We start from the raw sequence: 11834 nt of genomic DNA on the forward strand, positions 1-11834 counted from the left end.
GTTCGCTCACCGCGGCGGGAACCGGCCGTCCCCTCCGTTGGGCGTGAACACCGCGCGTACGCAGCCGTCCTTCTTGTTCTTGAACAGGTCGTAGCCGCGGGCGCCCTCCTCCAGCCGCATCGGGTGCGTCATGAGGTGGGCGGCCTTGAACTCGCCGCGGGCCATCCGGTCGAGCAGCATCGGGATGTAGCGCTCCCCGTGCTGCTGTGCCGAGCGCATGGTCAGGCCCTTGTTCATCAGGGCACCCATCGGGAACTTGTCGATCCAGCCGGCGAAGACACCCAGGACGTACACCATGCCGCCCTTGCGGCAGGACATGATCGCCTGCCGTAGGGCGTGCGGCCGGTCGGTCTCCAGCACCCGGGTCTGCTGCTTGAGCTGCTCCCACCGGTACGCCACCGGGTGCGGGCTGTGCGCCTCCATCCCGACCGCCTCGATACAGACGTCCGGGCCCCGGCCGTCGGTGCGCTCGCGCAGTTCGCCGTCGATGTCGGTCTGCTCGTAGTTGAGGGTCTCGACACCGAGATGGTGGGCGGCCATGTCGAGCCGGTAGTCGAACCGGTCGATGACGATGACCCGGGACGCGCCGAGCAGCATCGCCGACTGGGCGGCCATCTGGCCCACGCCCCCGGCGCCCCAGACCGCCACCACGTCACCCTGCTTGACCTCGCCGAGGTCGGCACCCATGTAGCCGGTCGGCGCCGCGTCGGACGCGAACAGGGCGTCCGCGTCGTCGACGCCGTCGGGTACCCGGAAGGCGACCCGGTCGGCGTACGGCACCCGGACGTACTCGGCGTGGCTGCCCTTGAACCCGCCCATCGCGTGCGAGTACCCGAAGATGCCGGCGGGGCTCTGGCCCCACATGAGCTCCGGGATGCCGGGGTTGGTGTTGCCGTTGTCGCAGCAGGAGTACAGGCCCTGCTCGCAGTACCAGCACCGACCGCAGGCGATCACCGAGCAGATCACCACCCGGTCGCCGACGTTGTGCCGGCGGACCTCCGGGCCGGTCTCGACGACCTCGCCGAGGAACTCGTGGCCGATCACGTCCCCGGCCCGCATGGTCGGGATGTACCCGTCGACCAGGTGCAGGTCGGAGCCGCAGACCGAGCTGAGCCGCACCTTTATGATCATGTCCTGCCGGTTGAGGATCTGCGGGTCGGGGACCTCCTCGACCGCAAGCTCGTTGACGCCTTCCCAGCACAGTGCCTTCACAGCCGCCCCTCCCCTCGTGCCCGGCTGATCGCCATGTCCAGCGGCCGGCCGGTGAGCGTCCGTTTCGTCGCGCCTGGCTTGTCCGGCTGGAGAATCTCGCCGGTCTCGACGAGCATCTTCGACTCCCGCAGGGCCCTGCGAACCGCGTAGACCGGGTCGGTGCCGGCGAACCGCGCGGTGATGCCCGCCGGCTCGCGGCGCAACCGCGCGGCCAGTGCCGTACCGCGATCGCCGACGGCGCGGTTGACCTGGACCTCGACGTCGTCGCCGAGCTGCGCGATCGGCTCCGGCAGCCGACCACCCGGAGCGACCTGGTCGGGCGGGCGGTTGATCGTGACGACGTGCCAGCGCGGCCTCCGCCGGTCCTGGGCGATGCCGGCCATCGACCAGGGGTCGCGCCGGCGCGCGGACAGGACCCGGCCGACGACGATTCCGGCGACCACCGCCCCGGCGACGGCGCTCATCGTGGTCCGCTTCATGACTCACCTGCTTCTCGGGTGGGATATCCGGCGAGACGTGGAGCTTCCCGGCATCTCACCGCTCTAAACCGGCCCCAACCGCCGGAACCCGTGAGCCCGCCGGCGCGCACGCAGCGGCGCCCATATGGACGTTCGGACCGGTTCAACCGCTTTCGTTCGCCGCGCGGCCGGACACCTGACTGGCTAACATCTGGGACCAAGCACCAAGTTCCCTCCGAACTCCGTCGCTCGCCGTGCACATCTCGGCGCTCCTTCGGTCGCGAGACGCCCCAGGCACGGCCGTGCCCCATGGGCGGAGCACATCCGTGTCTCGCCGGCATCCACCCGCGATCCGTTGACCCGTTACCCACGTGCCGACGCACGCGCAACGCAGCAGATCCGACGCGACAACGCCGCTCGACTCCCCCGGTTCGTGGTGCTCGGGGAGCCGCCGCCGATGGTCGTGAGTGACGCTCCAGCACTCGTCATCGCTGACAACCCGGGAGGTCTGACGATGGACCGAACCACCCTTGTTCCGCCGGGTCCGGCCCCGGTACACGCCCGGCAGCCCGATCGGCCGATCGGGCTGGTGTCGGCCGGCGACGTGCCCGCCGACGTCCGGCGCGGCGGCGAAATCCGCACCCTGCTGAGTCCGAAGACGGTGGGGTCCACCTCGGGGTTCCTCGGCCGGGCGGACCTGGCACCGGGCGAGCGCATCGCCGAGCACTACCACCCGTACTCCGAGGAGTTCCTGTACCTGATGGAGGGCGAGCTCGTCGTCGACCTGGACGGCGAACCGCAGCCGCTGCGGCCGGGTGACGCGCTGCTGATTCCCCCCGGCACGCGGCACCGGCTGCGCAACACCGGTTCGGTGCCGGTCCGGTGCGTGTTCCACCTCGGGCCGCTCGCCCCCCGGCCGGACCTCGGCCACGTCGACACCGAGACCGACGACGACTCGGGAAGTGCCCGGTGACCCGGCGGGTCGCCGTGACCGGCGTCGGAGTGGTCGCCCCGGGTGGGATCGGGACCAAGGCCTTCTGGGAGCTGCTGACCGAGGGCCGTACCGCCACCCGCCGCATCTCCCTGTTCGACCCGGCGCAGTTCCGGTCCCGGATCGCGGCCGAGTGTGACTTCGACCCGGCGGCCGAGGGGCTCACGGACGCCGAGGTGTACCGGCTCGACCGGCACATCCAGTTCGGACTGGTGGCCGCCCGGGAGGCGGTCGAGGACGCCGGCCTCACCGCGGACACGGCCGACGGCTGGCGGACCGGCGTCGTGATGGGCACGGCGGTCGGGTCGACCACCCGGCTGGAGGACGAGTACGTCGTCGTCTCGGACGCGGGGCGCACGTGGGTGGTCGACGCCAGCGACCCGCACCCCTTCCTGTACCAGGCGCTCGTCCCCAGTACGCTCGCCGCCGAGACGGCCGGCGACCGCGGGGCGCACGGCCCGGTGATGACCGTCTCCAACGGCTGCACCTCCGGGCTGGACTCGGTCGGCTACGCGTTCCAGCTGATCGAGGACGGCCAGGCGGACGTCGTGATCGCGGGTGCGGCCGACGCACCCATCTCCCCCATCACGGTCGCCTGCTTCGACGCGATCCACGCCACGAGTACGCGTAACGACGATCCCGCGCACGCGTCCCGTCCGTTCGACGCCGACCGGGACGGTTTCGTGCTCGGCGAGGGCGCGGCGGTACTCGTCCTGGAGGAGCTCACGCACGCCCGCCGCCGCGGCGCACACGTGTACTGCGAGGTGGGCGGCTTCGCCACCTTCGGCAACGCGTACCACATGACCGGGCTGACGACCGAGGGCGTCGAGATGGCCGCCGCCATCACCGCGGCGCTGGACCAGGCCCGGGCCAACCCGGAGGAGGTCGACTACGTCAACGCGCACGGTTCGAGTACCCGGCAGAATGACCGCCACGAGACGGCGGCCGTGAAGCGCAGCCTCGGCCCGCACGCCTACCGCACGCCGATGAGCTCGATCAAGTCGATGGTCGGCCACTCGCTCGGCGCGATCGGCAGCATCGAACTGGCCGCGTGCGTCCTGGCGATGGAGCACGGCGTGATCCCGCCGACCGCGAACTACGAGACCCCCGATCCCGAGTGCGACCTCGACTACGTGCCGCGGCGGGCCCGTCCGGCCAGGCTGGACCTGGTCGTCAGCGTCGGTAGCGGATTCGGCGGCTTCCAGTCCGCGGTCGTGCTCGACACCTGCGGCCGGAGGGCACGATGACCCGCCGCTGTGTTCTCACCGGGCTGGGCGTGGTGGCACCGACCGGCGGTGACACCGACACGTACTGGGAGGCGACGCTCGCCGGCCGCAGCGCCATCGGCCCGATCACCCGGTTCGACGCGTCCGCCTATCCGGTCCGGTTGGCCGCCGAGATCCGCGGCTTCGACCCCGCGGCCTCCGTCGAGCAGCGCATCCTCGCGCAGACCGATCACTGGACGCACCTGGCCCTGGTCGCCGCGCAGCAGGCACTCGCCGCGTCACTGCTGCCGGCCCCCGATGACGGCGGCTTCTCGATCGGCGTGACCACCGCGGCCTCGTCCGGAGGAAACGCGTTCGGCCAGCGGGAGATCCAGGCGCTGTGGTCCAAGGGAGCGCCGTTCGTCGGCCCTTACCAGTCCATCGCGTGGTTCTACGCGGCGTCGACGGGACAGCTGTCGATCGCGCACCAGTTCCGCGGCCCGTGTGGGGTGATCTGCACCGAAGGCGCGGGTGGGCTGGACGCGCTCGGCCACGCGCGGCGGGTCATCCGGCGGGGTACCCGCGCGGTGCTCACCGGCGGCACCGAGGCGCCGATCAGCCCGTACGCCCTGACCTGCCAGATGCCCGCGGGCACCCTCTTCACCGGGGGTGAGCCCGAGCGCGCCTACCGGCCGTTCGCGCGGGACGCCGCGGGACACGTACCGGGAGAAGGCGGGGCGATGATGGTCCTGGAGGACGCGGAGAGCGCCCGGGGCCGGGACGCCCCGGTCCTCGCCGAGGTCACCGGGTACGCCTCCGCCTTCGCCCGCCCCTCGGACGGCACGACCGATGCCGGTGGCTGGTCGCTGACGTCGTCCGCGCTGGCGGCCGCCATCCGCGGCGCGCTCGCCGACGCGGAACTGTCCCCATCGGACGTCGATGCGGTCGTCGCGGACGCCGTCGGCGTCCCGGCGGCCGACCGGGCGGAAGCGGAGGCGCTGCGGATGGCGCTCGGCGAGCGGGCCGCCGAGGTCCCGGTGACCGCACCGAAGGCCGGGGTGGGCCGCCTGTACTCGGGCGGCGCCGCCCTGGACGTGGCGACCGCCGCCCTGGCGATCCGCGAGGGCGTACTCCCGCCGACCCCGTCGCTCGCCCCGGCCGATGTCGACGTTGACCTCGATCTGGTCATCGGCTCGGCCCGGCGGCTTCCGCTGGAGCACGTGCTCGTCCTCGCCCGCGGCTTCGGCGGGTTCGCCTCCGCCCTGGTGCTGAGCCGGGCGGGGAGCACCGACCGGTAGACCCGGCTGCGCACCGCACCACCATTCCGCCACCGGTGCACCCCGCCCCGGGGCACCGATATCTCCCGAAAGGAGTTGATCAATGACGGTTCAGATAACCACCCAGGATCTCGCCGCCCTCCTCGACGCCGGCGCCGGCCTGAAGATACCGGCCGCCAGTCTCACGCCGGACACCCAACTCGCGACCCTGGGCATCGACTCGCTCGCGCTGCTCGGCCTGACCGCCGAGATCGAGCGCCGCCACCAGGTAAAGCTGTCGATGGATGCCGGAGGTTCGACCTCGGTCGGCGAGTTCCTCCGGTCCGTCAACGACCAACTCCTCGCGGCGGCCTGACATGCCGGGACACACGGAGAACAGCATTGTGATCGCCGCCCCGATGGACCTGGTGTGGCGGCGCACGAACGACGTCCGGGCCTGGCCCACCCTGTTCGACGAGTACGCCACGGCCGAGATCCTGGAGGAGGACGGCAACCGGGTGCGCTTCCGGTTGACGATGCACCCCGACGAGCAGCAGCGCGTGTGGTCGTGGGTCTCCGAGCGGGTCGTCGACCCGGAGACCCGCACGGTCGAGGCCCGGCGGGTCGAGCCGGGCCCGTTCGAGTACATGCGGATCCGCTGGACGTACGAGCAGACCGACGACGGGGTGCTGATGTGCTGGTTCCAGGACTTCGCGATGCGGCCGGACGCGCCCGTGGACGACGCCGGCATGGTGACCCGCATCAACGCCAACAGCGCGGTACAGCTGAACCTCATCAAACAGAAGCTGGAGGCGGAGGCGGAGGCGCTCGCCGCGGCACCACGTGGCGGAGCCACATGAGCGCGCCGTTGCCCGGGACCGGGCCCGCCGGCACGCACCGGACGCTGATCGTCGCCCGGATGAAGCCCGAGTCCGAGGGCGCCGTCGCGGAGATCTTCGCCCGTTCCGACCGCACCGACCTGCCCCGCCTGGTCGGTGTCCGGTCGCGCACACTGTTCCGCTTCCACGATCTCTACATGCATCTCATCGAGGCCGACTCCCCCGTCGGCCCGGCGGTCGACCGGGTACGGGACGACGCGCTGTTCCGCCGGGTCAACGAGGAACTGTCGGCGCACATCGACCCGTACGACCCGGCGACCTGGCGCGGCCCGGCGGACGCCATGGCGACGGAGTTCTACCGGTGGGAGTCGGCGCGCTGACCGGCGGCGACTCCCACCCGCCCGGCGGATCCGTCCGGTCCGGACACGGAGGTGCCCGCGTCACCTTCGCCTCGCGGAACACATGAGACTCACTTGTTTTGGGGGAACGTTGAAACTCACTTGTTTGGGGGAACGTTGATTGCCAACCGTGGGCCCAGAACGTTGGCGGCGATCGGCGTCGCGACCACCATCATGGTCGCGGCGCTGGGCACCGCCACCGGTGGTCCGGCGCTCGCCGGGCCCGCCGGCCCGGCGCTCGCCGGACCCGCCAGGAACGCGGCGAGCGAGGTTGACGACCGTTTCGCGACCCGGCCGTTCAGCTTCCTGTCCAAGGCCAGCAGCGGCTTCGTCACCTCGGAGAGCACCGGGACGGTCCCGCTGGTCGCCACCAGTAGTCAGGTCGGCGAGGGCGAACTGTTCAAGCTCATCACCAACGCCGACGGCACCGTCAGCTTCCAGTCCAAGGTCGCCCGCAAGTTCGTCACCGCGGGGAAAGACGGCAGCTCGCCGCTGATCCCCAGCCAGGATGCGATCGGCCAGTCGGAGAAGTTCGACCTGGCCGCCGTCCCGGACGACCCCGGTACCTTCACCCTCAGGTCGAAGGCGAACGACAAGTACGTCGCCTTCATCAGCGGCACCGGCACCCTGATCGCCGACAGCGACGACACCAGCAGCAGCACCACGAGGTTCTACAAGACCGCGCTGCCGGTGACGTCCACGCTCACCGCACGGTCGACCGGCGAGCACGTCACCGTTGCGCCCACCACCAGCCGGCTGTCCGCCACCGGAGGCACGCACACCACCCTGGCGGAGCAGTTCGCCCTGTTCGACGCCGGCGACGGCCGGTACGCCCTGCGCGCCGCGAGCACCAAGTTCTTCGTCAGCGCCGAGGACGCGGGCTCCTCCCCACTGGTGGCCAACCGTTCCACGATCGGCCCATGGGAGCTGTTCGACCTCGTCACCAACAACGACGGCAGCATCAGCCTGCGCGCCGTCGTCAACAACCAGTACGTGACCACCCCCAGCCCCACCTACACCGGCCCGCTGATCGCCAACAGCAACGTCAACGCGCCCTTCGGCAGTTCACCGCAGCGGTTCACCCTGACCGGCTTCCCGCAGACCCAGGTCGCCAGCCTGAGGTCGAACGCCAACGGCGGATTCGTCACCCGCGTACCCCCGGACCGGCGGATGCTCGTCAGCGGCACGCAGGTGACCGGGGCGACCGCGCTGAAGTTCACGTTCACCGGCCAGGGGACGGTGACGTTGAGCGACGCCGACGGTAACCCGATCGTCGGCCAGGTCGTGCCCGGTGGCGGTATCGAACTGCTCCACGGCGGGGTAGGTACCAGCGTCACCTTCCGGTTCGTCAACAACGTCGACGGCACCGTCAGCCTGCTGTGCCTCAACAACGGCCTCTACGTCGACCTTGCCAACCTGGGAACCGGCGGCGCCGACCTGGTCGCCAGGTCGACCAGCATCGGCCTGACCGAGAAGTTCACGTTCATCCGGTTGGCCTGACCGGTCCACGGTCACCCACCTCGGCTCCGGGCGGCGCACCGTCGGCATCCGCCCGGAGCCACCGCCGCCGCGGCTCCGGCGTCAGTTCGCCACCCGATCCAGCGCCAGCAGCCGGGTGATCTCGTCGGCCGGGAGCGGGCGGACCAGGTGGTAGCCCTGGCCCAGCCGGTAGCCCAGCGCGGCCAGCCGCTCGGCCTGCTCGGCGTTCTCGATGCCCTCGGCCACGGCGTCCAGGCCCAGAGCGTCCGCCATGTGTACCACCGCCGCCGCGACCGCCTGCTGCTGCGCCCGGGCCTCGGCATCGCCGTCCGGGCCGCCGATGACGAACGACTTGTCGAGCTTGAGAATGTGTACCGGGCAGGTGCGGATCAGGCCGAGCGAGGACTGGCCGGTACCGAAGTCGTCCAGCGCCAGGCTCACCCCGAACGCGCGCAGCGCCCGCAGCGTCTCGAGCGCCTGGCCGCCGGTGAGCACGGCCGTCTCGGTCACCTCGAGCACCAGGTTGTGCGGCTGCAGGCCGGCTTCGTGGACCGCGTCGGCGACCTCGTCGGCGAAGCCCGGCTCCTGCAACTGCCGGCCGGACACGTTGACCCCGACGGTCGCCGGCGACAGGTCACCGTACGCCGCCCGCCACGCCGCCTTCTGCCGGCACGCCTCCCGCAGCACCCAGCGGCCGAGCGGCACGATCAGGCCGGTCCGCTCCGCGATCGGGATGAACTCCCCCGGCGGAACCTCACCGCGGCCCGGATGGTGCCACCGCGCCAACGCCTCCATGCCGATGATCCGACCATCGGCGATCCGCACCACCGGCTGGTACAGCAGCCGGAGCTGGCCGCCGTCGAGCGCCTGACGGAGCTGCGCCCCGAGCTGGGCGTGCTCGACGATGTCCGCGCCCATCCCCGGCACATACCGGGCGAAGCCGTCCTTGCCGCTCTCCTTCGCCGCGTACATCGCGATGTCGGCCTTGCGGAGCAACGCCTCCGGATCGTCGCCCGGGACGGCCTCGGCCACCCCGATGCTGGCCTGGACCAGCAGCTCGTGCCCGTCGACCACGACCGGCTGGCGCAGCCCGGTCAGGATGGCGTCGGCAACGGCGTCCACGGTCGCCGGCCACGCCTGCCGCAGCAGCACCGCGAACTCGTCACCGCCGAGCCGGGCCACCGTGTCCCCGCTCCTCACGCAGCCGCGCACCCGCTCGGCGACCAGGGCCAGGAGCCGGTCGCCCACGCCGTGGCCCAGGGTGTCATTGACCGTCTTGAAATCATCGAGGTCGATCAGTAGGACGGTGACCGCCCCGGCCGCGAGCGCGGCGTCGAGCCGGTCACCGAAGTCGGTACGGTTGGCCAACCGGGTGAGCGGGTCGTGGGACGCCTGCCGGCGCAGCCGGTCCTCCTGCTGCCGCAGCCGGCCGGCCAGGCGGGCGTTGTCGCGGAGCGCGACCACCTGGCGCACCACGACCAGGGCGGTGATGACGATCGAGCCGCCGACCACCACGTACCGCCGCTCGTCGGTTCCGCCCACGGTGACCAGGAGCAGCAACGCCTCGGTGGCGGCGACGGCGAGGTAGGCCGCGCCCGGCAGCGGGTCGGACAGCCGCCCCGGCCGGGGATTGCCGAGCGGCTCCTCCGCCGCGGTCCACCGGTACTGCTCGGCGCCGGGCACCCGCTGCTGCCGCTCCGCGGCGAGGCCGGGCACCCGCTGCTGCCGCTCCGCGGCGAGGCCGGGCACCCGCTGCTGCCGCTCCGCGGCGAGCACGAGGAACACCGCGATGTAGGGCACCGAGACCTGTCCGGGGATCAGGTGCGCGTGGTGCCCCAGCAGCATCGCGGCGCCGGCGCTCACCCCGCCGATGAGCAGTCCGAACGCGAGCAGGCGGAGCGCGCCCGGGTCCACCGGTCCGCCGTCGGCCAACGCCAGCTTGCAGACGGAGGCGACCCCGGCGAGGCAGACGCCCCCGACCGCCAGCAGTGCCCAGGTGGCCCGCACGCCACCGGCAGCCAGCGACGGCCCGGCCCCGACGTACCACAGGAGGACGGCCCCGCCGAGCATCACGGTCGCGCAGTCCAGCGACAGCCGCACCGACTCCGTCCGGGTACGGCGGGCCAGCGGCAGGCGCAGCAGGGCCCACAGCATGTACAGCAGCGCGCCGACGAAACAGACCGCGGCCTCCGGCGGTACCCGGGTGGCCTCCGGGTCGTCGCCGAGGACGGCGTAGCCGGCCTGGATGAACGAACCCGCGGCGCAGGCCGCGCAGGCCACGGTGAGCCGAGTGTAGAAGCGATGGGCGGCGGGCGGACCGGTGGTCGTCGCCGTGCGGCGCAGGGCCATCGCCGCCAGCGTCAGCGCCGCCGGCGCCGGGACCCAGCCGAGCACCGCCGGCCCCGGAGACCCGCGCTGACTGAGCGCGAACCAGACGGTGGCCAGGGCGGCGAGCGCGACGACGGCGGGCAGCACGACGGTCGCACCGTTGACGCGCCTGACGTCGGTCGCTTCGAGCCCGGTCCCCACGGGGTCATTACCGTACCGGCTACCCGCCGGAATTGACATTCATCGGTCGGATGAATCGCCGGCGGGTGCCGGGACCCGCAACGGCGGCGGGGCGGGCACACCCCACCGGTGCCGCTGCCGCGCGTCACATCGCCGGACGGGCACCGCCGGCAGCGGTCGCCGCGCGCAGGTCCTCCTCGATGCGCCGGGCTGTCTCCCGCAGCGGCGGCAGCAGTTCGTCGCGGATGGCGTCGACGCTGCGGCGGCTGGCGTGCGCGGACACGTTCACGGCCGCCACGATCCCGCCGTCCGCGTCGTGGATCGGGACGGCGATCGACCGCAGCCCCTCCTCCAGTTCCTGATCCACCAGGGCCCAGCCGTCCCGTCGGATGCGCAGCAATTCGGCCCGCAGGCGGGCGGGGTCGGAGATGGTCCGTGGGGTCAGTGCCCGGAGCGTGGCCGACAGCAGATAGCCGTCGATCCAGTCGTCGGACTGGCCGGCCAGCAGTACCCGCCCCATGGACGTGGCGAACGCGGGAAACCGGGTACCGACGCTGATGGCCACCGTCATGATCCGCTTGGTCGGGACCCGGGCGACGTAGACCACCTCGTCGCCGTCGAGCACTGACACCGACGAGGACTCGTGCACCCGCTCGACGAGCTGCTCCAGGTGCGGCGCGGCGACCTCGGGCAGTGACTGGCTGGCCAGGTACGCGTACCCGAGTTCGAGGATCTTCGGCCGGAGCGCGAACCGGCGGCCGTCGGTGCGCATGTAGCCGAGGCTGACCAGGGTGTGCAGGAATCGGCGGGCGGCAGCCCGGGTCAGGCCGGTCACCTTGGCGACCTCGCTGAGCGTCAACTCCGGGTGTTCGGCGTCGAAGGCGCGGATCACCGCGAGCCCACGCCCGAGCGACTGGACGAACTCCCCGTCGCGCGGCAGGTCGTCGAGCATGGATCCTCCGATTCGGGCACTGACGCGGTGACCACCGGTACCCAGCCTAGATCTCACCTGCCTCCGGCACCTCACTCGATGGACCCGACACTCGATGGGCCCGACGTGATGTCGGCGGTGATTCCGGCAGTCCCGGCGGCGACGGCCCGGACCCGGAAAAGCCGATCGCGCGCCGGGGGAACCACCCCCGGCGCGCGATCGGATCGGGTACGCCGGCGCTACTGGTGAACGGGCGCTACCGGTCCGCTTCACCCCCGGCCTGAAGGCCGGAGCACTACGGGCGATACCGGTAGCCCGGCGCTACCAATAGTGGCGCCTACCGCCGACGGGCCGGCCGACCGACCCGAGAACGAACAGGATGGCGCCGACCACGAGCAGGATCACGCCGATGGTCGTCAAGATAGAAATCTTGAGGAATATGCCCAGCAACAGAAGGATGACGCCTAAGATCAACATCGCGGGCTCCAGGGTCTCGAGTCGGACTGCCTCAGTGCCATCCACATACCCCGGACTCGTCGCTGTCAATCGCCACGCCC

Annotated in this window: 12 protein-coding genes; 7 read left to right on the forward strand and 5 right to left on the reverse strand. The window is 71.9% G+C overall.

Annotation, left to right across the window (positions count from 1 at the left end; all coding sequences use genetic code 11):
• Nucleotides 1–6: 6 nt before the first annotated feature.
• Together ACNTMW_RS17750 and ACNTMW_RS17755 are read right to left on the reverse strand one after the other, a co-directional pair.
• Entirely contained in the window at nt 7–1212 is a 1206-nt protein-coding gene (locus tag ACNTMW_RS17750) for a zinc-dependent alcohol dehydrogenase (protein WP_426634761.1), read from the reverse strand.
• A complete protein-coding gene (locus tag ACNTMW_RS17755) occupies nt 1209–1691 on the reverse strand; it encodes a hypothetical protein (protein WP_426634762.1) in 483 nt (160 codons plus the stop codon). The genes ACNTMW_RS17750 and ACNTMW_RS17755 overlap by 4 nt, the downstream gene beginning before the upstream one ends.
• Nucleotides 1692–2184: 493 nt before the next feature.
• Here ACNTMW_RS17755 and ACNTMW_RS17760 point away from each other — a divergent pair, with 493 nt between their 5' ends.
• The 7 genes from ACNTMW_RS17760 to ACNTMW_RS17790 all read left to right on the forward strand — a co-directional run bounded on the left by ACNTMW_RS17760 (nt 2185) and on the right by ACNTMW_RS17790 (nt 7859).
• A complete protein-coding gene (locus ACNTMW_RS17760) occupies nt 2185–2643 on the forward strand; it encodes a cupin domain-containing protein (RefSeq protein WP_426634763.1) in 459 nt (152 codons plus the stop codon).
• The gene (locus ACNTMW_RS17765; protein WP_426634764.1) at nt 2640–3908 is read left to right on the forward strand and encodes a beta-ketoacyl-[acyl-carrier-protein] synthase family protein; all 1269 of its coding nucleotides are present in this window, start codon (nt 2640–2642) and stop codon (nt 3906–3908) included. The genes ACNTMW_RS17760 and ACNTMW_RS17765 overlap by 4 nt, the downstream gene beginning before the upstream one ends.
• Complete coding sequence (locus tag ACNTMW_RS17770) at nt 3905–5164, forward strand: beta-ketoacyl synthase N-terminal-like domain-containing protein (RefSeq protein WP_426634765.1); 1260 nt, start codon at nt 3905–3907, stop codon at nt 5162–5164. Before ACNTMW_RS17765 ends, ACNTMW_RS17770 begins: the two co-directional genes overlap by 4 nt.
• Nucleotides 5165–5246: 82 nt before the next feature.
• Nucleotides 5247–5498, forward strand: coding sequence for an acyl carrier protein (locus ACNTMW_RS17775; RefSeq protein ID WP_426634766.1), 252 nt, complete (start codon nt 5247–5249; stop codon nt 5496–5498).
• A gap of 1 nt (nt 5499) precedes the next feature.
• Complete coding sequence (locus tag ACNTMW_RS17780; RefSeq protein ID WP_426634767.1) at nt 5500–5982, forward strand: SRPBCC family protein; 483 nt, start codon at nt 5500–5502, stop codon at nt 5980–5982.
• Entirely contained in the window at nt 5979–6341 is a 363-nt protein-coding gene (locus ACNTMW_RS17785; RefSeq protein WP_426634768.1) for a TcmI family type II polyketide cyclase, read from the forward strand. The genes ACNTMW_RS17780 and ACNTMW_RS17785 overlap by 4 nt, the downstream gene beginning before the upstream one ends.
• 162 nt (nt 6342–6503) lie before the next feature.
• The gene (locus tag ACNTMW_RS17790) at nt 6504–7859 is read left to right on the forward strand and encodes a fascin domain-containing protein (protein WP_426634769.1); all 1356 of its coding nucleotides are present in this window, start codon (nt 6504–6506) and stop codon (nt 7857–7859) included.
• 81 nt (nt 7860–7940) lie between these two features.
• Here ACNTMW_RS17790 and ACNTMW_RS17795 read toward each other — a convergent pair whose 3' ends face one another.
• From ACNTMW_RS17795 to ACNTMW_RS17805, 3 genes are all read right to left on the reverse strand, one after another.
• Entirely contained in the window at nt 7941–10367 is a 2427-nt protein-coding gene (locus ACNTMW_RS17795; protein WP_426634770.1) for a putative bifunctional diguanylate cyclase/phosphodiesterase, read from the reverse strand.
• Nucleotides 10368–10491: 124 nt separating this feature from the next.
• Nucleotides 10492–11298, reverse strand: a complete 807-nt coding sequence (locus tag ACNTMW_RS17800; RefSeq protein ID WP_426634771.1) for an IclR family transcriptional regulator — start codon at nt 11296–11298, stop codon at nt 10492–10494.
• A 300-nt stretch (nt 11299–11598) separates the two neighbouring features.
• Entirely contained in the window at nt 11599–11754 is a 156-nt protein-coding gene (locus ACNTMW_RS17805; RefSeq protein WP_426634772.1) for a DUF6131 family protein, read from the reverse strand.
• Nucleotides 11755–11834 lie beyond the last annotated feature (80 nt).

Source organism: Planosporangium spinosum (assembly GCF_049999945.1).
Taxonomy (GTDB): domain Bacteria; phylum Actinomycetota; class Actinomycetes; order Mycobacteriales; family Micromonosporaceae; genus Planosporangium; species Planosporangium spinosum.